This is a genomic window from Delftia sp. DLF01, from assembly GCF_014852125.1.
GTDB classification, from domain to species: domain Bacteria; phylum Pseudomonadota; class Gammaproteobacteria; order Burkholderiales; family Burkholderiaceae_C; genus Comamonas; species Comamonas acidovorans.
The window spans coordinates 1,071,206-1,092,217 of record NZ_JACVAZ010000003.1; the positions used below are offsets into that span (position 1 = coordinate 1,071,206).

The 21,012-nt window shown below is 67.3% G+C and carries 21 protein-coding genes; 5 read left to right on the forward strand and 16 right to left on the reverse strand.

The window, feature by feature from the left end; translation table 11 throughout:
* Positions 1-27: 27 nt before the first annotated feature.
* The 3 genes from IB269_RS20150 to IB269_RS20160 are packed head-to-tail and all read right to left on the reverse strand — an operon-like array spanning position 28 to position 2,893.
* Positions 28-906 (reverse strand): ABC transporter substrate-binding protein, encoded by an 879-nt coding sequence (locus tag IB269_RS20150; protein WP_192368096.1) that lies wholly within the window; start codon positions 904-906, stop codon positions 28-30.
* A complete protein-coding gene (locus IB269_RS20155; protein ID WP_013803219.1) occupies positions 903-1,496 on the reverse strand; it encodes a bifunctional adenosylcobinamide kinase/adenosylcobinamide-phosphate guanylyltransferase in 594 nt (197 codons plus the stop codon). The genes IB269_RS20150 and IB269_RS20155 overlap by 4 nt, the downstream gene beginning before the upstream one ends.
* Entirely contained in the window at positions 1,493-2,893 is a 1,401-nt protein-coding gene (locus IB269_RS20160; RefSeq protein ID WP_192368097.1) for a cobyrinate a,c-diamide synthase, read from the reverse strand. Before IB269_RS20160 ends, IB269_RS20155 begins: the two co-directional genes overlap by 4 nt.
* 316 nt (positions 2,894-3,209) lie before the next feature.
* On the opposite strand from IB269_RS20160, the gene IB269_RS20165 reads away from it, so the two are divergent.
* From IB269_RS20165 to IB269_RS20175, 3 genes are all read left to right on the forward strand, one after another.
* Positions 3,210-3,419 (forward strand): hypothetical protein, encoded by a 210-nt coding sequence (locus tag IB269_RS20165; RefSeq protein ID WP_012204637.1) that lies wholly within the window; start codon positions 3,210-3,212, stop codon positions 3,417-3,419.
* Between the two features lie 33 nt (positions 3,420-3,452).
* Positions 3,453-3,854, forward strand: coding sequence for a cell division protein ZapA (locus IB269_RS20170; protein WP_065347347.1), 402 nt, complete (start codon positions 3,453-3,455; stop codon positions 3,852-3,854).
* Positions 3,855-4,244: 390 nt separating this feature from the next.
* Entirely contained in the window at positions 4,245-5,063 is an 819-nt protein-coding gene (locus IB269_RS20175) for a sulfite exporter TauE/SafE family protein (protein WP_096915813.1), read from the forward strand.
* Here IB269_RS20175 and IB269_RS20180 read toward each other — a convergent pair.
* The 4 genes from IB269_RS20180 to hemN all read right to left on the reverse strand — a co-directional run bounded on the left by IB269_RS20180 (position 5,027) and on the right by hemN (position 11,030).
* Positions 5,027-7,513, reverse strand: coding sequence for a bifunctional diguanylate cyclase/phosphodiesterase (locus IB269_RS20180; protein ID WP_034391812.1), 2,487 nt, complete (start codon positions 7,511-7,513; stop codon positions 5,027-5,029). The genes IB269_RS20175 and IB269_RS20180 overlap by 37 nt on opposite strands.
* On the reverse strand, positions 7,510-8,856 hold the full coding sequence (locus IB269_RS20185) for an HD-GYP domain-containing protein (protein ID WP_192368098.1): 1,347 nt from the start codon (positions 8,854-8,856) through the stop codon (positions 7,510-7,512). Before IB269_RS20185 ends, IB269_RS20180 begins: the two co-directional genes overlap by 4 nt.
* Before the next feature lie 69 nt (positions 8,857-8,925).
* On the reverse strand, positions 8,926-9,642 hold the full coding sequence (locus IB269_RS20190) for a sulfite exporter TauE/SafE family protein (RefSeq protein WP_012204632.1): 717 nt from the start codon (positions 9,640-9,642) through the stop codon (positions 8,926-8,928).
* Positions 9,643-9,647: 5 nt separating this feature from the next.
* Entirely contained in the window at positions 9,648-11,030 is a 1,383-nt protein-coding gene (gene hemN, locus IB269_RS20195) for an oxygen-independent coproporphyrinogen III oxidase (protein ID WP_192368099.1), read from the reverse strand.
* Between the two features lie 162 nt (positions 11,031-11,192).
* Between hemN and fnr the strand changes: the two genes are divergently transcribed.
* Positions 11,193-11,912 (forward strand): fumarate/nitrate reduction transcriptional regulator Fnr, encoded by a 720-nt coding sequence (gene fnr / locus IB269_RS20200; protein ID WP_034391808.1) that lies wholly within the window; start codon positions 11,193-11,195, stop codon positions 11,910-11,912.
* 81 nt (positions 11,913-11,993) lie between these two features.
* Here the strand turns inward: fnr and IB269_RS20205 are convergent, their stop codons facing one another.
* The 9 genes from IB269_RS20205 to IB269_RS20245 form a co-directional block, all read right to left on the reverse strand.
* Positions 11,994-12,281: a hypothetical protein gene (locus IB269_RS20205; RefSeq protein ID WP_192368100.1), complete on the reverse strand. Its 288-nt coding sequence runs from the start codon at positions 12,279-12,281 to the stop codon at positions 11,994-11,996.
* A gap of 178 nt (positions 12,282-12,459) precedes the next feature.
* A complete protein-coding gene (locus IB269_RS20210; protein WP_012204628.1) occupies positions 12,460-12,774 on the reverse strand; it encodes a FixH family protein in 315 nt (104 codons plus the stop codon).
* 57 nt (positions 12,775-12,831) lie between these two features.
* Positions 12,832-14,286, reverse strand: a complete 1,455-nt coding sequence (gene ccoG / locus IB269_RS20215; RefSeq protein ID WP_013803227.1) for a cytochrome c oxidase accessory protein CcoG — start codon at positions 14,284-14,286, stop codon at positions 12,832-12,834.
* Between the two features lie 77 nt (positions 14,287-14,363).
* A complete protein-coding gene (ccoP, locus tag IB269_RS20220) occupies positions 14,364-15,281 on the reverse strand; it encodes a cytochrome-c oxidase, cbb3-type subunit III (protein WP_012204626.1) in 918 nt (305 codons plus the stop codon).
* Positions 15,282-15,308: 27 nt separating this feature from the next.
* On the reverse strand, positions 15,309-15,446 hold the full coding sequence (locus IB269_RS20225; protein ID WP_012204625.1) for a cbb3-type cytochrome oxidase subunit 3: 138 nt from the start codon (positions 15,444-15,446) through the stop codon (positions 15,309-15,311).
* A gap of 11 nt (positions 15,447-15,457) precedes the next feature.
* Positions 15,458-16,090 (reverse strand): cytochrome-c oxidase, cbb3-type subunit II, encoded by a 633-nt coding sequence (gene ccoO, locus IB269_RS20230; protein ID WP_012204624.1) that lies wholly within the window; start codon positions 16,088-16,090, stop codon positions 15,458-15,460.
* Between the two features lie 19 nt (positions 16,091-16,109).
* Positions 16,110-17,546 carry a cytochrome-c oxidase, cbb3-type subunit I gene (gene ccoN / locus IB269_RS20235; RefSeq protein ID WP_012204623.1) on the reverse strand — a complete coding sequence of 479 codons (1,437 nt, stop codon included), beginning with the start codon at positions 17,544-17,546 and terminating at the stop codon, positions 16,110-16,112.
* 63 nt (positions 17,547-17,609) lie between these two features.
* Positions 17,610-17,747 carry a cbb3-type cytochrome oxidase assembly protein CcoS gene (gene ccoS, locus IB269_RS20240; RefSeq protein ID WP_013803228.1) on the reverse strand — a complete coding sequence of 46 codons (138 nt, stop codon included), beginning with the start codon at positions 17,745-17,747 and terminating at the stop codon, positions 17,610-17,612.
* A gap of 163 nt (positions 17,748-17,910) precedes the next feature.
* The gene (locus IB269_RS20245) at positions 17,911-20,346 is read right to left on the reverse strand and encodes a heavy metal translocating P-type ATPase (protein ID WP_034391803.1); all 2,436 of its coding nucleotides are present in this window, start codon (positions 20,344-20,346) and stop codon (positions 17,911-17,913) included.
* 116 nt (positions 20,347-20,462) lie between these two features.
* On the opposite strand from IB269_RS20245, the gene IB269_RS20250 reads away from it, so the two are divergent.
* The gene (locus IB269_RS20250) at positions 20,463-20,906 is read left to right on the forward strand and encodes a universal stress protein (RefSeq protein ID WP_012204620.1); all 444 of its coding nucleotides are present in this window, start codon (positions 20,463-20,465) and stop codon (positions 20,904-20,906) included.
* Positions 20,907-21,012 lie beyond the last annotated feature (106 nt).

The window sequence follows — 21,012 nt, forward strand, 5'->3', positions numbered from 1 at the left end:
GGCCGCTGTGGTGCCTGCGGGCCTGCCTCACCGTGCGGCCCCGTTCAGGCAGCGCGCCATCAGCGCAGCGCCCTCGGCCATGCGCGGGCCGGCGCGCACCAGCACGTCCAGCTCGGCTGGCACAAAGCGACAGACGCGCCCGGCCTGCATGGCACGCAGGCGGCCCCAGCCCGGATAGGGCTCGCCCGATGCGCTCAGGCTGCGGTCGCCGCCCAGGATGAAGTCCGGGTCGGCGCGCACCACGAATTCAGGGTTGATGCGCGGGAACGGCCCCAGCTGCGCACCCACGATGTTGCGCATGCCCAGGCGCGCCAGGGTCTCGCCGATGAACGAAGACTCGCCTGCGGCAAAGGGGCCGCGGTTGACCTCGAAATACACGGTCTGCCCGCGCAGCGCGGGGGCCATGCTGCGCTCCACCTCCTGCATGCGCGCCTCGATGGCGGACCAGACACGGTCGGCGCCCTGCGCGGGCGGCAGGTCCAGCAACTGGCCCACGGTGCGCAGCACGGCCTGCGCATCGGCATGGGTGCGCGGCTCCAGCGCCACGACCTTGAGGCCCAATGCCTGCAGCCGCGCCACCGAGCGCGAGGCCATGGACACCAGCACCAGATCGGGCTTGAGCGCGACGATGGCCTCGATATTGGGGTCCATGCCGCCGCCCACCACGGGCAGGGTCTTCACATGGGCCGGCCAGTTCGAATAGCGGTCCACGCCGACCAGGCGCTGGCAGCCGCCCAGCTCGCACACGGTCTCGGTCAGCGAGGGCAGCAGGCTGACGATGCGCTGCGGCGGCTGTGGCAGCTCCACCGGAACGCCCCGCCCGTCCGTGACCCGGATGGCAGCCTGCGCCGCAGACAGCGCCAGTGCCAACGCCAGGCCCCACAGGGCGAGACGCCATGGCCTCACGGCTGCGGGCCCTTGAGCGCCAGCGGCAGGCCGGCGCACATCAGCGTGACGGTTTCACAGCTTTGCGCCGCACGCTGGTTGAGCACACCCAGCGCATCCACAAAGGCCCTCACCTGCGATCCCAGCGGGATCACGCCCAGGCCGATCTCGTTGCCGACCAGGATCACCGGGCCGGGCGCAGCTTGCAAGGCGGCCAGAAAGGCCGTGCATTGGCCCTCCCATCCGCGCGCCAGTTCCTCGGAAGGCTGGGCCGGCATCATCCAGTTGGTCAGCCACAGCGTCAGGCAGTCCACCACCAGCAGGCGCTGCGGCGTGCTGTGCCGCGCAAGCATGGCGGCCAGATCCAGCGGCTCCTCAAGCGTGGCCATGCCGGGCACGCGCTCGGCGCGGTCGCGCCGGTGGCGGGCGATGCGCTCGCGCATTTCGTCGTCCCAGGGCTGGCCGGTGGCGATCAGCGCGGCCTCGCGGTCCAGGGCGCCATCGAGCCAGGCGCGGGCCAGTAATTCGGCACGGCGCGACTTGCCGCTTTTCTGGCCGCCCAGAATGAGTTGGCTGCGCGCAAGCGAATAGGTGGAGATCTGGTCGGTCATGACGCCTGGCCTGCGGGAATGTCAGCGCCCAGCAGCGCCGCCACGGCGCGCGGCTGCGAGGCAAACCAGGCATGGAAATAGCTGGCGTGCACGCTGCCCTGGCGGTACAGCGCCTCGCCCCGGTCGGGCTGGGGAGCCTGGCCCGGACGGCTGCTGCGCCCGGCCTCGGCCATGGACGTGTCCAGCCGGCTGTAGTGGAAGGTGTGGCCGCGCAACAGGCCCCAGGGCGTGGGCAGTTGCTGCATGCCCAGGCCGGCCAGGCGCGGCTGCATGCGCGCATGGCCGGGCAACAGGCCCCAGAGGTCCGTGGTCCGGCCCGCAGTGTCGGTCAGTCGTTCGCACAGCGCGAGCATACCGCCGCACTCGGCCCAGACCGGCCGGCCGGCTGCCACGTGGGCGGCAATGTCACCGCGCAGCGCGGCATGGGCGGCCAGCGCGTCCAGGTGCAGCTCCGGATAGCCGCCGGGCAGCCACAGCGAATCGCAATCCGGCAGGCGCTCTGCGGCCAGGGGCGAGAAGAAGGCAATCCGCGCACCCATGGAACGCAGGCAGTCGAGGTTGGCCTGGTAGATGAAGCTGAAGGCCGCATCACGCGCCACCGCCACGGTGCGGCCCGCCAGCCAGGGCTGCACGGCTTCGGCAGGTTCCGGGCACGGTTCAAAGTCCACGGACCAGTCCTGCCAACTGGCGCCCTGCCCCGCTTCGGCCTGCCAGGGCAACTGGCCCAGCGGCGTGGCCAGCAGCGCATCGGCGGCCACGTCCAGGCGCTGCAGGGCATCGTCCAGCTCATGCGCGGCAACCAGGCCCAGGTGCCGCTCGGGCAGCAGCGAGGTGGCGCCTGCACCCTGCACCCGCGCCAGCGCGCCCAGCCACAACGAAGGCTCGCGCAGGCCGGCACGCAGCAGGTCGGCATGGTGGGCGCTGCCCACGCGGTTGGCCAGCAGGCCGGCCCAACGCAGGCCCGGCCGGTAGTGCTGCAGGCCATGGGCCAGTGCGCCAAAGGTGCCGGCCATGCCCGAGGCGTCGATCACGGCCAGCACCGCCAGGCCCAGCCGCTCGGCCACATCGGCAGCGCAGGGCGTGCCGTCGAACAGGCCCATGACGCCTTCCACCAGGATGAGGTCGGCCTCGCAGGCGGCGGCGTGCAGGCGCGCACGCATGTCGGCCTCGCCCGTCATCCACAGATCGACGCTGTGCACGGGCGCGCCGCTGGCCAGCTCGTGCCAGTGCGGGTCCAGGAAGTCAGGGCCGCACTTGAACACGCGCACGCGGCGCCCCTGGCGCGCATGCAGCCGCGCCAGCGCAGCCGTCAGCGTGGTCTTGCCCTGGCCCGAGGCCGTGGAAGTGATCAGCAGCGCCGGGCAGCGTGCCCCGCCCCGGCCAAGGTCAATATTCATGTGTATTTGTTTGCTCCGTGCGACGCTGCCTTGAACCGGCCGCTCCGCCAACGCGGCGCATTGTAGTGCGCACCCCCGCCGTATCCGCACCCGACCCGCACCGCGCCCGCAACCAATGCTTACGCATTACACCCCGTCGAAGCAGACGCGTCCTACACATGGCGCTACGATTTTGTGAGACAGTCTGCCGCCTGCGCTCGAATACCTGAGCACGGCGCTGACGTCAAGCCTTCTAAGCCCCCCTGCTATCAGGTTTCCTCGGATACTTCCACGGAATGCGCTCACTTCGTTCGCACGTCCTACAATCTCAGCGTCTATGACCTCCCAGACTTCCCTCGACCACATTGCAGAGCGCGTGGAGCGCCTGCTGGTTCGCCACGAGGAACTGCAACGCACGAATGCGCTACTCGCCGAACAGGTGGCGGCCCTGACCCAGGAGCGTGATTCACTGCGCTCGCGGCTCAACGCCGCCCGGGCCCGCGTCGATGCCCTGATCGAGCGCCTGCCCTCCAACCAGGGGGCTTGACCCCCTTCGCAACCGCCGACGCCCCGAACGCCCATGAAGCAGATCGAAGTGCAAATCCTGCAGCAAAGCTATGTGCTGACCTGCCCCGATGGCCAGGAAGAGCGTCTGCTCGAGGCCGTGCGCCGTGTGGACACAGCCATGACCCGGATCCGCGACAGCGGCAAGGTCCGCTCGCGCGAGCGCGTGGCCGTGCTGTCCGCGCTGAACATGGCCTTCGACGTGCTGGACCGCGAAGCGCAGGAAAGCGCCATGGCCACGGCCCAGGCCGAAATGCAGTCCCTGCATGACGAGGTCACTTCGCAGCATGCCGCCCAGTCCCTGCCGCCCGAGCCCAGCCCCGAAGAACTGGCCGAGCGCCAGCGCCAGCAGGCCCTTGCCGAGCAACTGGTGCTGCGCCTGGACCAGGCCCTGGAAGGCGATGCACGGCTGCTCTGAGCCGCAGCACTCCCCGTCCATCCAACGGCCTCTTCGGAGGCCGTTTTCATGGCATCGGCCATGTCAATGGAAAGCCCATGCCGTTCAAAGAACTTGATTGCGGGCCTGCTCAATCGCCGTAGAATGGAGGCGTCTGCAAACCCGCCGGGCTTTATAGTTCCTTGGACCAATGCTCTATGAGCCCGGGCTTGGTACATTGCCATTCGAGCGTGATCGTCTCGCGTTAGATGAACCCAACGTCTGGCTGCCCTTGCCCCCCTGAACCCCGGTTCAGGATGACGGCCCGGTGGTCTTTGCAGACACCTGATTCCAACCCGGCGCACCTCCACGGTGCGCCGGGTTTTTTGTTGCCCTCCCCTCCCCGCCCATCCACTACCGACCTTCTGCCGCATGCCTGACCTGCTGTTTCTCGAACTGGCCCTGCTGGGCCTGTGCTCCGGCTTCCTGGCCGGCCTGCTGGGGGTGGGCGGCGGCATGGTGCTCGTGCCGTTTCTGACCTACTTCCTCGACAAGCGCGGGGTCGGCCCTGACCTGTCCGTGAAGATGGCGATCGCCACGGCCATGGCCACCATCGTGTTCACCTCGATCTCCAGCCTGCGCGCCCACCATGGGCGCGGCGCCGTGCGCTGGGACATCGTGCGCAGCCTGGCGCCGGGCATCATCACGGGCGGCCTGCTCGCCAGCCTGGGCGTTTTCGCGCTGCTGCGCGGCAAGTACCTGGCACTGTTCTTTGGCGTGTTCATCGGCTACATGGCGCTGCGCATGCTGCGCAGCAACAGCCAGCCCACGGCCACGCGCGCCCTGCCGGGGCCGCTGGGGCTGTACGGCGCGGGTACGGGCCTGGGCTTCATCTCGGGGCTGGTGGGTGCGGGCGGGGCTTTCATCAGCGTGCCCTTCATGATGCGCTGCTCGGTGCCCATGCACATGGCCGTGGGCACCAGCGCGGCACTGGGGTTTCCGATTGCCGTGGTGAATGCGGCGGGCCTGATATTCACCGGCGCGGGTGACGCGGGGCGCCCCGAATACTCGCTGGGCTACCTGTGGCTGCCGGCCCTTCTGGCCCTGGCCTGCTGCAGCGTGCTGACGGCACCGCTGGGGGCACGGGCCGCGCACCGGCTGCCCGTTGGCCAGCTCAAGCGCATCTTTGCCACGTTGCTGTTCGGTCTGGCGGCCTACATGCTCTGGAAGGGCTTGAGCGCAGGCGGCTGAGCGCTCGCGGCCTGGGCCATTCTCTGCCGGTAGGCGATGGCGCCAATGCCGGCGCGCTGGGCCTGCAGGCATTCGCCGAACTGCTCGCGCGGCAGGCCAGGCGCGCACAGAAAGCCCTGGAAGTAGTGGCCCTGCATGCGGTGGATGGCCGTCAGCTGCTCGTGCGTTTCCACGCCCTCGGCCACGATCTCCACGCCCAGCGCCAGACCCAGGCTGATGATGGCGCCCACAATGGCCTGGTCGCCCTCATCGCTGGGCAAGCCGCGCACGAAGCTCTGGTCGATCTTGATCTTGGAGATGGGCAGCTTCTTCAGGTAGGCCAGGTTGGAGTAGCCGGTGCCGAAGTCGTCAATCACCATGCCCACACCCAGATCGGCGATCTGGCATACGCGCAGCGCCATGTCCTGGGCGTCCTGCAGCAAGATGCTTTCCGTCAGCTCCAGCTCCAGCAGCTGGGGTGTGAGGCCGTAGCTGCGCAGCAGCTCGGTCACCCGCTCGACAAAGCCTGACTGGCGGAACTCCAGCGCCGACACGTTGACCGAGACCTTGATGGGCATGCCCTGCTGCTGCCAGCGTGCAGCCTCCTGCACGGCCTGCTCCATGACCCAGGCGCCCAGCGTGACGATGTAGCCCGACTCCTCGGCCAGCGGGATGAAGACACCCGGCGAGACCACGCCGAATTCGGGATCGGTCCAGCGCAGCAGCGCCTCGGCCGCGACGATGCGGTCGCTGTCTATGTGCACCTGCGGCTGGAAGTAGACCGCCATGCGGCCATGCTCCAGCGCCTGGCGCATGGCGTGCTCCAGCTTCATGCGCGACAGCAGGCCGGCGCTCATCTGCGGCTGGTAGAAGCTGAAATGGCCCCGGCCCCGCTCCTTGACGCGGTACATGGCGGTGTCGGCCTGGCGGATCAGTTCATCCAGCGTGAGGCCATCGGCCGGGTACTGGGCCACGCCGATGCTGCACTGCACGGAGAAACCCAGGCCGTCGAGCAGGAAGGGGCGCTCCATCTCCTGCAGGATGCGCTTGGCCACCGAAGCGGCCAGCTCGGCGTTGCAGCCCTGCAGATAGAGCACGAACTCGTCGCCACCCAGGCGGCACAGGATGTCCACGGGCCGCATGCAGTCGCTCAGGCGCTGCGCAACCAGCTTGAGCACGCGGTCGCCGAACTGGTGGCCCAGCGAGTCGTTGATGATCTTGAAGCGGTCCAGGTCGATGAACAGGATGCTGAACACCGTGCCGCCTGCGCGCGCGGCCTCGATGGCTGCATCCACGCGCTCCGTGAGGTTCAGGCGGTTGGGCAGGCCGGTGAGCGCGTCGCTGTAGGCCAGCTGTTCAATGCGCTGCTGGGCCACGCGCTGCTGCGTGAGGTCGCGCATGAAGCCGATGCTCTGCACCACGTCGCCCTGCGCGTTGCGCAGCGGCACCCAGGACAGGCGCACGGCGCAGCGCGCGCCGCCGGCCTGGCGCAGCCACAGGTCGCCCTCCCAGAAGCCGCCCTGGTGCCACTGGATGCGGGCCAGGTCGCCCAGGGTGTCGGCCTGGCCTTCGGCGGCCTCGAACAGCGACTCCACCGTGCGCCCCTGCACGGGCATGCCGCCCAGCAGGCGTTCGCAGGCCGGGTTGGTGCGGGCCACATCCATGTAGCCGTCGGCAATGAAGATGCCGTCCAGGCTGGATTCGAAGACGCGCGCGGCCAGCTCCAGACCCGCCTGGGTCTGGGCCTCGGCCGTGATGTCGCGGAAGGAAAAGATCCGCCCCATGGGCAGGCCCCGGCGCAGCTGGGGCACGGCGCGGCGCTCCAGGATGCGGCCGTCGCGCAGGTCCAGCACGTCGGCCGCCTCCATCAGGGGCTGGGCCGACAGCAGCTTCAACTGGCGCGCATAGGATTCGGCATCGCGCACCTGGCTGGCCAGGTGGTCGAGGATGGCCACGTCGTTGCGGCGCACCAGCAGCGCCTCGGGAATGCCCCAGAGCGTGGCAAAGCGGTGGTTGAAGGCGCGGATGCGGCCATCGGGATCGCAGACCAGGATGGCGTCGGCCGCGGACTCCAGCGTGGCGCGCAGCTCGCCCAGCAGGCTCTCGAACTCGGCCTCGTGCAAGGCCTGCTCGCGCCGGTCCAGCATGCTGACCAGCAGCACCTCGCCGTCGAGCGCGCGCACGCGCATCTCCACGGGCGCCAGCTGGCCATCGGCGCGGCGCACCTCGGCAATGAACTGGGCTCCGGCCTGCCAGTTGAAGGGATCGCTCCAGAAAGCCTGCTGCTGCGGCGTGGCGGCCAGCACCTGCACGGGCAGGCCCGGGGCCGCATCGGCCTCATAGCCGGTGACGGATTCGCTGGCGGCGTTGGCGCGCAGCACCTTCAGGGTGCGCGCATCGATCAGCCACAGGGCCTCCTGCAGTGCATCTAGCAGGCGGGGCCAGGCGCGGTTCAGCGCTTGCTTGTTCAAGACGCCACCTTCGGTGGATCCAACTCCACCGCCCGTTCAAAGTAATAGCAGACACGCCGGCGCGGCGACAGGTAGTCCAGCGCATCGCGCGGCAACTGCGCGGGCGCCACTCCCCGGCGTATGCCCAGCTCGGGAAACAGCTCCAGCGCCAGCACGGGCGCCTGCGCGGCCGGCACGCCGGCATCGTGCACCATCACCGAGGGCTTGAGCGGGCGTGATGCATTCACGGACATGACCATGGCATGGCGCCCGTCGGTCAGTTCCACCACCGAGCCCGGGGGGAACACACCCATCATGCGGATGAAGCCATTGAGCACGGGCGCGGCGAACTTGTCGCGCAGCCGGCTGAACAGCATGGACAGGGCCTCGTGCGGCGTATGCGGCGTCTGCGCATCGCCGGGATTGCACAGGCGGTCGTAGCTGTTGACCAGGGCCAGGATCTGGCCCGTGAGTTCCATGTCTTCGGCCACCAGGCTCAGCGGGAACCCCGTGCCGTCGGCCCATTCATGGTGCTGGGCGATGGCCGTGGTGACCTGGGCCGACAGGCCCATGCGCATGGCAATGGCCACGGATTCGCCCACATGGCGCTCGTAGCGCTCGCGCAGGGCGTCGGGCACGGAAGGCTCCAGGGCCAGGCCGTGCATGCCTTCGACACCGGCCACGGGCTTGCCCGCGTCATGCAGCAGCGCCGCCAGGCCCAGGTCGCGCAGCAGCGATTCCTGCAGGCCCAGGGCCCGGCCCAGCAGCAGGCTGAGCACGGTCACGTTGACGGCATGCACGCTCTGGCTGCTGCCCACGCCATCGGACAGCAGGTGAATGGCCACGTCCTGCGGGCCCGCCAGTTCGGCCAGGCAGCCATCGACCAGGGCCTCGGTGGGCATGCGCGCCTGCTCGGGCGCGCTGGCGATGGTGGTCTCTATGGCCACATAGCCGCGCTCCACCTTCTGAAAGCGCGCATTGCAGTCCTCCAGCCGGCCGCGCCAGTCGGGCACGGACAGCAGCAGCGGTGCTGGAGCAGGTTCGGTGGGTGGAGGCTCGGGGGCCACCACGACGGGCGGCAGCTCCTGCGGCGGCGGGGTGCGCACCTCGGCGGGCCAGGTGTCGCTTTTGTGCGGGACACAGCGCACCACCTCCAGGCCCAGGGATTTCAGGGTCTGGATCTGTGCGCTGGAGGTGATCTTGAAGCTGCTGACCGGAAAGGGATGGTTCAGCCACCCAACATCGAGCTGGACAAACATGCCCGGACGGAGGTCTCGGATATCGATGAGGACGGAATGGTTCACGCGCGGCAACGGCCCCGAGGCTGAAGGAATCGGCAATATGTAAGCCGATGATTCGGGCATTATCTCCAGTTCTGAGGGCCTCGCAGCCAATCCGCGACCCCAGGTGCCAAGTCTGGCCTCAGCTGTTGCTCAACGGCACCAGAGGCTGGGCTTGTAGATCAGGTCCATCCACAGCGCCCAGACGGCCACGCCCACCAGCATCAGGCCGGCCAGGCGCGTGCCCCATTCGGCGCGCAGGCCGTTCAGGCGCTGCCGGCCCAGCCGCCACAGCCAGGGGCCGGCCACCAGCCACAGGCCGCTGCCCACGCCAAAGGCCGCCATGGCCAGCGCGCCCTGCAACGGGCCGCCGCTGAGCGCGGCGACCAGCACGGCCGAATACAGCAGTCCGCAAGGCATGAGCGCCCAGGCATAGCCTGCCGCCAGCGTGCCGCCCGGCGCCGACACCCAGGGCTGCACGCGCCGCCAGGCGGCGCGGCCGGCAGACTCCAGCCAGGCGGGCTGGCGGGCCTGCACCATCATGGCCAGGCCCCAGGCCATCACGGCGACATGGGTCAGCGTCCAGAACGGCTGCAGCGCCGTGGTCTGGCTGGTGAGCCAGGACAGGCTCTCCATGGCCAGGGCCGAGGCAGCGCCCAGGCTGGCATAGCCGGCCAGACGGCCGCCGTGGAACAGCGCCGTGCGCAGCCACAGCCGGCTTTGCAATCCATGCACGGCCACCACCTGCGAGCCGCCGCCCTGCCCCGCCCCGCCCGTGACCACGCCGCAGGGCGCAGCGCACATGGCAAGGCAATGGGGCCCGCCGACGAGCCCCATGATCAAAGCGGTCCAGAGCAGCGACAAGAGCATGGGGCCTAGATGATCCTCGAAAACCGCGCCCGGTTCTTGTCCGCCTGCAGATATCGGTCAAACAGCATGGCCACGCCGCGCACGAAGTACCAGCCCATGGGCGTGACCTGGAAGCCCTCGTCGCTGATCTGCACCAGGCCCTTGGCCTGCAGGTCCTCCAGGGCCGCCATCTCGGGCGCGAAGTACTCGCGAAAGCCCAGCAGCCAGGCCTGCTCCATGGGCTCGAACAGCACGGCGCCCTGGCACATGATGGCCATGATGACGGCGCGGCGCACCAGGTCGTCACGCGACAGCGCCAGGCCCCGCACCACGGGCAGGTGGCTGGCGTCGATGGCGTCGTAGTACTCCTCCAGCGTCTTGGCGTTCTGGCTGTAGCTGGCGCCCACCTTGCCGATGGCCGACACGCCCAGCGCAATCAGGTCGCAGTCGGGCTGGGTGCTGTAGCCCTGGAAGTTGCGGTGCAGCCGGCCCTGGCGCTTGGCCACGGCCAGCGAGTCCTCGGGCAGGGCGAAGTGGTCCATGCCCACATAGACATAGCCACCGTCCATGAACGCGGCGATGGAACGCGACAGCATGGCCAGCTTGTCGGCCCCCTGGGGCAGATCCTCGGCCGCAATGCGCCGCTGCGGCTTGAAGCGCTCGGGCAGGTGGGCATAGGCATAGAGCGCGATGCGGTCGGGCCGCAGCGCGTTGACCTGGGCCAGCGTGCGCTCGAAGGATTCGGGCGTCTGCTTGGGCAGGCCGTAGATCAAGTCCACGTTGATGGAGGCGAAGCCCAGCTGCCGCGCGGCCGCCACCAGCTCGAACACCTGCCCTGCCGGCTGCACGCGGTGCACGGCGATCTGCACCTGCTCGTCGAAGTCCTGCACGCCGAAGCTCAGGCGGTTGAAGCCCAGCTCCTTGAGCACGGCCAGGCGCTCGACGCTGACGGTGCGCGGATCGACCTCGATGGAGTACTCGCCACCCGGCTCCAGCTTGAAATGCTCGCGCAACAGGCCCATCAGCGTGCGCAGCTCGTCGTCGGAGAAGAAGGTGGGCGTGCCGCCGCCCAGGTGCAGCTGGCTGACGGTCTGGCCCTTGCCGCAATGGGCCGTGTGCAAGGCCATCTCGCGCGCCAGGTAGTCCAGGTAGACGGCGGCGCGATCGTGGTGGCGCGTCACGATCTTGTTGCAGGCGCAGTAGTAGCAAAGCGACTCGCAAAAGGGCACGTGCACATACAGCGACAAAGGCGTGGCACGCGCTGCGGTACTCGATTTGCGTTGTTGCAGCGCCAGGATATAGTCCTCTGCACCAAAGGCCTCGACAAAGCGGTCGGCGGTAGGGAACGAGGTGTATCGGGGCCCCGGTACGTCAAAGCGACGCAGCAGCTCTGGGGTGACAGCGGTCATGGGTTTTTTCCTCTAATACCTCGACTGTGCCGCAGCACATCGGTCATGTCCTTGACTCATATCAAGAGTTGTTTGAGGGACTGCTGCGACAATTTGATCCAACTCATCGCAATCCACGAGGTCACCGCCGGCACGCTGTGTGCCGCTGATGTTTATCACTCCATGAACCTTCAGACCATCAAAGCCTCCTGCTCCAACTGCAACCTGCGCGAACTGTGCATGCCCATGGGCCTGGATGCCGAGCAGATGCAGCGCATCGACGACATCGTGGCCACGCGCCGCAAGGTCAAGCGCGGAGGCTTGCTGTTTCGCAACGGCGAGACATTCACCTCGCTGTACGCCATCCGCACCGGCTTCTTCAAGACCTGCGTGGCCACCGAGGACGGACGCGACCAGGTCACGGGCTTTCAGATGGCCGGCGAGATCATCGGCCTGGACGGCATCGTCAACGACCACCACACCTGCGATGCCGTCGCGCTGGAAGACGCCGAAGTCTGCGTCATGCCCTTCGACAAGCTGGAAGACCTGTCGCGCGAGGTCACGGCCCTGCAAAACCATGTGCACAAGGTCATGAGCCGCGAGATCGTGCGCGAGCACGGCGTGATGCTGCTGCTGGGCAGCATGCGCGCCGAGGAGCGCCTGGCCGCCTTCGTGCTCAACCTGGTGCAGCGCCTGCATGCGCGGGGCTTTTCCAAGTCCGAACTGGTGCTGCGCATGACGCGCGAGGAAATCGGCAGCTACCTGGGCCTGAAGCTGGAGACGGTGAGCCGCACCTTCTCCAAGTTCGCGGACGACAACATCATCGAGGTGCGCCAGCGCCATCTGCGCATCCTGGACACGGAGGCGCTCAAGCGCATCGTCAACAGCCAGCAGTGCCAGTGAGGCTGCAAGGGCGGCAAGCATTCATCCGCCAATGAACAAGGCCCGCGACAGCGGGCCTTGTTCATTGCGGCGGGCTCTCGCTCAGTCCCGCCCCAGCCCCTGCATGGCCAGGTCCGGGTCGGGCTCGGAGGCCACGCCGTCATTGAGATCGCGGGCCGAGCGACCCAGCATGGTGGTCATCAGGCTGGAGAGCATGGTCACGCCCCAGAAGGCGAAGAAGGCCAGCGTGTAGATGCCCTGGCGCGACCAGCCCAGGTCGCCGAGCCAATGCAGCTCCAGCGGGTCCACAAAGGCAAAAACCAGCATCTCCATCACGGCGGCTGCCAGAAAGGCAGGCCAGGCAATCCACATCCAGCGTTGGGCCAACATCAGCGATCTCCTTGTGCTGTCGAGGGGTCGCCTTCATTGTGCGCCGCGCCAACGCATGGCGCCAAGCCCCGTAGCGCCCTGCACGCCTGTAGGAAACCCTCACCCGTCGCGCATGCCGGAGATGCGATCCGCCATGCAAAAGGCCGCGACTGCGGCCTCTTGCAGGGGTGCACGGCGATCAGCGGTCCGTGGGGTGATCATGCGCGGGCGTGGCCGCATGGTTGCGGCCGGTGACGGCGGGCGCCATGCTCTTGGGCACTTCGCGCACGCCATCGGCACGCTCGTTGATCGTGATGCCGTTGCGGTAGTAGTCGGGGTCGATCACGGGATCGGCGCCGTTGATGGCGATGATGGCCGTGATCACGGCAGCGACCACCACGGCCGCCGGGCCGGCCACCACCAGCCAGACATGGCCGAACTTCCACCAGGGCTTGCCGGCGTCGGGGTGCGAGGGAGCCTGCGCGGGCGCGGACACTGCGGGACTGGAAGACATGGGAAACCTCTTTCTTTCAGGCGGCAGGCGCGGACCGTGCCGCGCCTGCCAGGAACATCACCGGGGCACCAGGAAGACGGCCTTTTCGGACGCGCGTCCCGCGCCTGAATGCACGGCATCGATATCGAAGAATACGGTGTGCGAGCCCGGCTCGGCCGAACCGTAGGGAATCTGCAGGCGCGCCGCAATGCCGCGCGTCTCGGCCGGGCCGACCTCGACTTCCTGCTCGGACGCCAGCTCCAGCCCATCGAGGCCGTGGGCGCTGATGCGGTAGCGCTGGGCCTGCTCGGTGGCATTCATGATCTGCAGGCGGTAGACATTCTCCAGCTTGCCGCCCGCCACGATGCGCGACAGCGAGGCGCGGTCGCGGATCACGTCCACCTTGACCGACTGGCGCAGCGCCAGGCTCACGATCATGGCCACGCTCAAGCCGATCAGCACGGCCGAGTAGATCAGCACGCGCGGACGGAAGATGCGGCGCAGCACCTGGGCACGCCGCCACAGGCCGGCCATGGCGTTCTGCGTGGTCAGGCGGATCAGGCCGCGCGGGTACTCCATCTTGTCCATGATGGAATTGCAGGCGTCTATGCACAGGCCGCAGCCAATGCATTCGTATTGCAGACCGTTGCGGATGTCGATGCCCACGGGGCAGACCTGCACGCACATCTTGCAGTCGATGCAGTCGCCCAGGCCCTGGGCCTTGTAGTCCACCTTCTTGGTGCGCGGCGCACGCGGCTCGCCCCGGCCCGTGTCGTAGCTGACGATCATGGTGTCCCGGTCGAACATGGCGCTCTGAAAGCGCGCATAGGGGCACATGTACTTGCAGACCTGCTCGCGCATGTAGCCCGCGTTGCCATAGGTGGCAAAGCCGTAGAACAGCACCCAGAACATCTGCCAGCTGCCCTGCAGCGCCAGCAGCTCGCCGCCCAGCTCGCGGATGGGCACGAAGTAGCCCACGAAGGTGAAGCCGGTCCACAGCGCAATGGCGATCCACAGCAACTGCTTGAGCGACTTCTTCCAGGCCTTCTCGAAGGTCCAGCCGTTCTTGTCCAGCCGCATGCGCGCGCTGCGGTCGCCTTCGACCTTGCGCTCCACCCACATGAAGATCTCGGTGTAGACCGTCTGCGGGCACGAGAAGCCGCACCACAGGCGCCCGGCCACGGCCGTGAACAGGAACAATGCCAGCGCCGAGATGATCAGCAGGCCCGCCAGGTAGATGAAGTCCTGCGGGTACAGCACCAGCCCGAAGAGATAGAAGCGCCGCGTTCCGAGGTCGAACAGCACCATCTGGCGCTGGCCCCACTCCAGCCAGGGCAGGCCGTAGAAAACCAGTTGGGTGAGAAACACCAGGGCCCATCGCCAGCGTGCGAAGACACCGCTGATGGAGCGCGGGTAGACCTTCTTTTCCGACTCGAACATCGACACCAGCTCGCCCGGATCAGGCGTGGCCGGCGTGATCGGAATGACTTTGCGGGGAGGCTTCCCGGTGTCATCCCCGCTCTCGGGCTTCATGGTGGGTTCCTTTGTTTTTTTGAAATATCTGAAAACTCAAAACGCAAAAAGGCGGCGCCGCAGCGCCGCCCCTGTGCTTACTGACGGACTGCGCCGTCTTTGTGCGACATGCCCCAGACATAGGAAGCAAGCACCGCGATCTGCGCCTCGGTCAGCTTGTCCTTCTGGGCAGGCATCTCGTTGTGCTTGCCGTTGTTGATCATGGCCGTGATGGCGGCCTCGCCCCAGCCGTGCAGCCAGATGTCATCGGTCAGGTTGGGCGCGCCCAGGGCCTGGTTGCCCTTGCCGTCCATGCCGTGGCAGGCAGCGCAGGCCGTGAACTTGGACTTGCCCAGCGAGGCCTTGAGCGAGTCGTGCGGGCTGCCCGACAGGCTCAGCACATAGTGCGAGAGGTTGCGCACATCGTCGGGCGTGCCGACGGCAGCGGCCATGGGCGGCATGATGCCGATGCGGCCGCCCGTGATGGTTTCCCTGATCTTCTCGGGCGTGCCGCCATGCAGCCAGTCGCCATCGGTCAGGTTGGGGAAGCTCTTGCCGCCGCGTGCATCCGAGCCGTGGCACTGTGCGCAGTTGTTCATGAACAGGCGCTCGCCGATGGCCATGGCCTGGGGATCCTTGGCCATGTCTTCGGTGCTCATGCTCGTGAACTTGGCGTACAGCGGCTCCAGGTCCGCGCGGGCCTTGGCCATCTCGTTTTCATAGGCGCCCAGCTGCGTCCAGCCCAGCTTGCCCGCGAACGAGCCCAGGCCCGGATAGGCCGCCAGGTAGGCGAAGCCGAACACCGAGGTGATGATGAACAGCCACATCCACCACTTGGGCATGGGGTTGTTCAGCTCGCGCAGGTCCTCGTCCCAGACGTGGCCCGTGGTGTTGTCGGCCGAGGGGACCACCTTCTTGCGTGCGGTGAGATACAGCAGCAGCAGGCAGCCGATGATGCCGCCCAGCGTGATCGCCGTGACATAGATCGACCAGAAGTTGTTTACGAAATCGCTCATGGGAAGTTCTCGTTCTGGTGGAGGGACTCAGTCTTGCTCGAACGGCAGCTGGGCGGCCTCGTCGAAACGGGCCTGGTTGCGGCGGGCGAACGCCCACCACCAGATGCCGATGAAGCAGGCCAGCGAGGCCAGCGTGGCCACGATGCGCATGGTGGTGATGTCCATGTCGCTCTCCTTTACTTGACCGAACGGCCCAGGACCTGCAGGTAGGCGATGACGGCGTCCATTTCCGTCTTGCCCTTGACCTGCTCGGCAGCGCCGCTGATTTCCTCGTCGCTGTAGGGCACGCCCACCTTGCGCAGCGCGCTCATGTGCTGGGCGACCACGGTGTCATCCACCTTGTTCTTTTCCAGCCAGGTGTAGGCAGGCATGTTGGACTCGGGCACCACGTCGCGCGGGTTGTTCAGGTGGATGCGATGCCATTCGTCGCTGTACTTGCCGCCCACGCGGTGCAGGTCGGGACCCGTGCGCTTGGAACCCCACTGGAAGGGGTGGTCATAGACGAACTCGCCAGCCACCGAGTAGTGGCCGTAGCGCATGGTCTCGGCGCGGAAGGGGCGGATCATCTGCGAGTGGCAGTTGTAGCAGCCCTCGCGCAGATAGACGTCGCGGCCCATCAGCTGCAGCGGCGTGTAGGGCTTGAGGCCCGCCACCGCTTCCGTGGTCGACTTCTGGAAGAACAGCGGAACGATTTCCACCATGCCGCCGACGGCCACCACCAGCAGGGTCAGAACGATCAGCAGGAAATTGTTGGTTTCCACCTTCTCGTGGGAAAAGCTCTTGGGAGCGCTATTGTTGTGATCGGACATGAGTAATGCTCCTAGACGCTCAGGCGTGGGCCACGACGGCAGGCACGGCCACCTTCACCGAACGGCCCGAGATCGCGGTCTTCCAGGTGTTCCACAGCATGACCAGCATGCCGCCCAGGTACAGCAGGCCACCGGCCACGCGGATCACGTAGAACGGATAGCTGGCCTTGACGCTTTCGACGAAGGTGTAGGTCAGCGTGCCATCGGGATTGACGGCGCGCCACATCAGGCCCTGCATCACACCGGCGATCCACATCGCGGCGATGTACAGCACGATGCCGATGGTGGCCATCCAGAAGTGCAGTTCGATGGCGCCCACCGAGTGCATCTTGGTCTTGCCGAACAGGCGCGGGATCAGGTAGTACAGCGAGCCCATGGTGATCAGGCCCACCCAGCCCAGGGCGCCCGAGTGAACGTGGCCCACGGTCCAGTCCGTGTAGTGCGACAGCGCGTTGACGGTCTTGATGGACATCATCGGACCTTCGAACGTGGACATGCCGTAGAACGACAGCGACACGATCAGGAAGCGCAGGATGGGGTCGTCGCGCAGCTTGTGCCATGCGCCCGACAGCGTCATCACGCCGTTGATCATGCCGCCCCAGCTGGGAGCCAGCAGGATCAGCGAGAACACCATGCCCACGGACTGCGTCCAGTCGGGCAGCGCGGTGTAGTGCAGGTGGTGAGGACCCGCCCACATGTAGGTGAAGATCAGCGCCCAGAAGTGGACGATGGACAGGCGGTAGCTGTAGACCGGACGGCCAGCCTGCTTGGGGATGAAGTAATACATCATGCCCAGGAAGCCTGCGGTCAGGAAGAAGCCCACGGCGTTATGGCCGTACCACCACTGCACCATCGCGTCCTGCACGCCGGCGTAGGCCGAGTAGCTCTTCATCCAGCCGGCCGGAATGGCTGCGCTGTTGACGATGTGCAGCAGTGCCACGGCGATGATGAAGGCGCCGAAGAACCAGTTGGCCACGTAGATGTGACGGACCTTGCGGATGCCGATGGTTCCGAAGAACACGATGGCATACGAGACCCAGGTCACGGCGATCAGCAGGTCGATCGGCCACTCCAGCTCGGCGTACTCCTTGCCCTGGGTGTAGCCCAGCGGCAGGCTGATGGCGGCGGCGACGATGACGATCTGCCAGCCCCAGAAGGTCAGGCTGGCCAGCTTGGGCATGAACAGCCGCGTCTGGCAGGTGCGCTGCACCACGTAGTAGCTGGTTGCGAACAGCGCCGATCCGCCAAAGGCAAAGATCACGGCGTTCGTGTGCAGCGGACGCAGGCGTCCGTAGCTCAGCCATGGAATGCCGAAGTTGAGTTCCGGCCAGGCCAGCTGCGAGGCGATCAACACCCCGACAGCCATGCCTACCACCCCCCAGACGACGGCCATGATAGAGAACTGCCTTACGACGGAATCGTCGTAATAGACAGCGTTTTTATTTGAACTATCCATCGTGCACCCCTTAGATTGCTATCAAAGTGTTACGTTCTTCGCTCCCGGGCGTGTTGACCCACGTCAATCGTCCCGAAGAATGCGCTCACCCTCTTGCTCCACACTCTCGAACTGCCCGCGATACACGGCCCACCACAGGGCCGCAAGGATGGCCAGCACCAGCACCACCGACAGCGGGATCAGCAAATACAAAATATCCATGGTCAGTTCCCCGTGGCGCTGACGCGCCACGCCTTGCCCCCAGAACGGGCGCGATGCAGCTCAGTGACACCGAGCAAGAGCCGCCTCGCGGCGAAGGTGTCGTTCCCCTCCCGCGAAGCGAGAGAGGGGGAAGCGGCGCAGCCGCTCAGGGGGTGTATTTCCATCAGAACCTCCCCACCGTTGCGGTGGAGCCCGTCTTCATCGCGACGGACGCTGCGGGCGCAGCAGGCGTGCCCGTGTGTTTCGTTGCAGCCAGTGGCAGGCTGCGCGCAAGGCGCGCGGCATTCATCACCACCAGCAGCGAACTCAGTGCCATTCCCAGGCCGGCCACCCAGGCAGGCATGAAGCCCGCCAGGGCCAGCGGAATCGACACCGCGTTGTAAGCGGCTGCCCAGGCCATGTTCTGGCGCACCACCTGCAGCGTGCGGCGCGACAACAGGCATGCCTGGAGTACCAGTTCCAGGCTGTCACCCAGAACAACGAAATCTGCGCGCGATTGTGCCAGGGGCACTGCTCTACCAAAAGCAAAAGAGACATGCGCTCCAGCTAAAACTGGGCCGTCGTTGAGGCCGTCGCCCACCATGGCCACGTGGTGGCCGGCAGCCTGCGCCTGCTGCAGGCGCTCCAGCTTGTCCTGCGGGCTGCAGCCGCCTTCGGCCTGGGTGATGCCCACGCGCGCCGCCATGGCGCGGGCCGCGTCCTCGCGGTCGCCGGACAGCAGCATCACCTGCACGCCATGCCGGTGCAGCGCCTGCACCACGGCGGCGGCCTCGGGCCGCACGTCCTCGCTGAGGACGAAGCGGGCCAGCGTGTGCCAGCCCTGCGAGGTCTCCTCGGCCAGCAGCACACCCTGCACGGGCTGCTCCCCGGCCAGGCCTGCGTGCAGGGCCGAGCCCAGCCGCAGATGGCGGCGCGCGCCGGGGCGCTGCACCCAGGCGTCCAGGCCCAGGCCGGCCATTTCCTGCATGGTGTCCAGCTTCCAGTCGGTGGCGGCATCGGCGCCGGCCTGCGCAATGGCGCGCGAGGCCGGGTGGATGGACTGGCGCGCCAGCAGCGCCGCCAGTGCCAGCACTTCGTCGGCATCTTCGCCCGCAGCAGGCTCGAAGGACGACAGGGCCAGGCCATCGCGCGTGAGCGTGCCGGTCTTGTCGAACACCAGGGTGTCCACGGCGGCCAGCGCCTCCAGACCCTGCAGGTTGCGCACCAGCACGCCGCTGCGCGCCAGCGTGCCGGCGGCGGTGAGCATGGCCACGGGCGTGGCCAGCGACAGCGCGCAGGGGCAGGTCACGATGAGCACGGCCACCGCCACCATCATGGCCTTGCCGGGATCGGTGGGCCACCACCAGATGGCGGCGCCCAGCGCAGCCAGCAGCACCACGACGAGAAAGGGCCGCGCCACCTTGTCGGCCAGCTGGGCCAGGCGCGGCTTTTGCAGCGAGGCGCTTTCCATCAGGCCCACGATCTGGGCGAAGCGCGTATCGGCACCCACGCCATCCACGCGCACATCGACCACGGCATCCAGGTTGTAGCTGCCGGCCGTGACGGTATCGCCCTCGGCACGCAGCACGGGCGTGGACTCGCCGGTGAGTAGGGCCTCGTCGGCATGGGTGCGGCCGCGCACGATGGTGCCGTCGGCCGGGAAGGCCTCGCCACTGAGCACGCGCACCCGGTCGCCCGCGCGCAGGCGGCGCGTGGCCACGCGCTCGAAATGGCCGGCTGCGTTCTCGCGCAGCACGGCATCGGGCAGGCGGTTCATCACCGCCTCCAGCGCGCCGGCCGTGCGGTCGCGCAGGCGCAGCTCCAGCCAGCGGCCGGACAGCAGGAAGAAGACGAACATGGTCAGCGAGTCGTAGAAGACTTCCTCGCCGAAGGGGCCCGAAGGATCGAAGGTGCCCAGCGAACTGATCACGAAGGTGATCAGCATGCCCAGGGCCACGGGCAGGTCCATGCTCACGCGGCGCTGGCGTATGTCGCGCAGCGCGCTGGAGAAGAAGGGGCCGCAGCAAAACAGCACCACGGGCAGCGAGATGACCCAGGAGGCCCAGCGCAGCAGCGTCTCCATCTCCTGCGACAGGTCGCCGGGGCGGGCCACGTAGGCGGGCCACGCATACATCATCACCTGCATCATGCAAAAGCCGGCCACCAGCCAGCGCCACAGCGCACGGCGGCTCTCGGCCTGGCGGCGCTCGCGCGCAAAGGCATCGCGTGCGGGAAGCGCCTGGTAGCCGGCGCGCCGCACGGCCTCCATCCACTCGGAGGGAAGCACCTGCGCGTGGCGCCAGGTGACACGGGCACGGCGCGTGGCAGCACTGACTTCGGCCTTCTCCACTCCGGGCACGGCACGCAGCGCATCCTCGATGGTCAGGGCGCATGCGGCACAGTGCATGCCTTCCAGAACGACGTGCGAATCCCAGGCGGGAAAGTCGGTGGGTTCCTTGGAAGGGTCGGCGGGAGTTGCGGGGCCTGCGGGCCGTCCGAACGAACTCCACTCCTGCGGATCATCCAGCAGCCGGGCGGTGGCCTGCTGCGAGGGCGAGGGGCCTGAATCAAGCGCCGCCACTGCCGCCTCGCTGGATGGGGCTATCGTGGTGTGGGGCATGGTTCTTAGCGTAATCGGGCCGCATGATAAGCGTATTGACATTAATCAACCGTTAACTCATGGTTGGGTCTATGCTGACTTCATCCCATCCATCAGCACACACGAAAGGAGCACGCATGTACAACCGCATCCTGATCGCCACCGACGGTTCCGAGCTTTCCGACAAGGCCGTGGACAGCGGGCTGGGCCTTGCCGCGCTGTGCGGCGCCAGCGTCGTCGTCGTCCAGGTGGTGCAACACTATCCGCGCAGCTACTTCGAGGGCGGCGAGACCGTGGACCTCAAGCAGATCGAGCGCATCGAAGGCCAGTGGACTTCCAACGCGCAGACCGTGCTGGATGCCATCCATGCCAAGGGACAGGCTCTGAAGGTCAACGTGACCACCGAGATCGTCAAGTCCGACCTGGTCGCCGAAAGCGTGATCGACGTGGCCAAGCGCCGCGACTGCGATCTCATCGTCATGGCCTCGCACGGCCGCAAGGGCCTGCAGCGCCTGCTGCTGGGCAGCGAGACGCAGCATGTGCTCACGCACACCCATATCCCCGTGCTCGTCCTGCGTTGAAGGGTAGCGGCAGCCTCGGCGGCCGCCACACAAAAAAAGGCATCGGCGGCGCCGATGCCTTTTGCTTTTTCAATCAGGCCAGGGCGCAATCCGCACCCTGGCGCCA

Bases quoted from the DNA above. Each gene is read 5' to 3' on its own strand.
- IB269_RS20155 (WP_013803219.1), bottom strand. From the start codon at position 1,496: ATGACCGACCAGATCTCCACCTATTCGCTTGCGCGCAGCCAACTCATT.
- IB269_RS20160 (WP_192368097.1), bottom strand. From the start codon at position 2,893: ATGAATATTGACCTTGGCCGGGGCGGGGCACGCTGCCCGGCGCTGCTG.
- IB269_RS20165 (WP_012204637.1), top strand. From the start codon at position 3,210: ATGACCTCCCAGACTTCCCTCGACCACATTGCAGAGCGCGTGGAGCGC.
- IB269_RS20170 (WP_065347347.1), top strand. From the start codon at position 3,453: ATGAAGCAGATCGAAGTGCAAATCCTGCAGCAAAGCTATGTGCTGACC.
- IB269_RS20175 (WP_096915813.1), top strand. From the start codon at position 4,245: ATGCCTGACCTGCTGTTTCTCGAACTGGCCCTGCTGGGCCTGTGCTCC.
- IB269_RS20185 (WP_192368098.1), bottom strand. From the start codon at position 8,856: ATGCCCGAATCATCGGCTTACATATTGCCGATTCCTTCAGCCTCGGGG.
- IB269_RS20190 (WP_012204632.1), bottom strand. From the start codon at position 9,642: ATGCTCTTGTCGCTGCTCTGGACCGCTTTGATCATGGGGCTCGTCGGC.
- hemN (WP_192368099.1), bottom strand. From the start codon at position 11,030: ATGACCGCTGTCACCCCAGAGCTGCTGCGTCGCTTTGACGTACCGGGG.
- fnr (WP_034391808.1), top strand. From the start codon at position 11,193: ATGAACCTTCAGACCATCAAAGCCTCCTGCTCCAACTGCAACCTGCGC.
- IB269_RS20205 (WP_192368100.1), bottom strand. From the start codon at position 12,281: ATGTTGGCCCAACGCTGGATGTGGATTGCCTGGCCTGCCTTTCTGGCA.
- IB269_RS20210 (WP_012204628.1), bottom strand. From the start codon at position 12,774: ATGTCTTCCAGTCCCGCAGTGTCCGCGCCCGCGCAGGCTCCCTCGCAC.
- ccoG (WP_013803227.1), bottom strand. From the start codon at position 14,286: ATGAAGCCCGAGAGCGGGGATGACACCGGGAAGCCTCCCCGCAAAGTC.
- ccoP (WP_012204626.1), bottom strand. From the start codon at position 15,281: ATGAGCGATTTCGTAAACAACTTCTGGTCGATCTATGTCACGGCGATC.
- IB269_RS20225 (WP_012204625.1), bottom strand. From the start codon at position 15,446: ATGGACATCACCACCATGCGCATCGTGGCCACGCTGGCCTCGCTGGCC.
- ccoO (WP_012204624.1), bottom strand. From the start codon at position 16,090: ATGTCCGATCACAACAATAGCGCTCCCAAGAGCTTTTCCCACGAGAAG.
- ccoN (WP_012204623.1), bottom strand. From the start codon at position 17,546: ATGGATAGTTCAAATAAAAACGCTGTCTATTACGACGATTCCGTCGTA.
- ccoS (WP_013803228.1), bottom strand. From the start codon at position 17,747: ATGGATATTTTGTATTTGCTGATCCCGCTGTCGGTGGTGCTGGTGCTG.
- IB269_RS20245 (WP_034391803.1), bottom strand. From the start codon at position 20,346: ATGCCCCACACCACGATAGCCCCATCCAGCGAGGCGGCAGTGGCGGCG.
- IB269_RS20250 (WP_012204620.1), top strand. From the start codon at position 20,463: ATGTACAACCGCATCCTGATCGCCACCGACGGTTCCGAGCTTTCCGAC.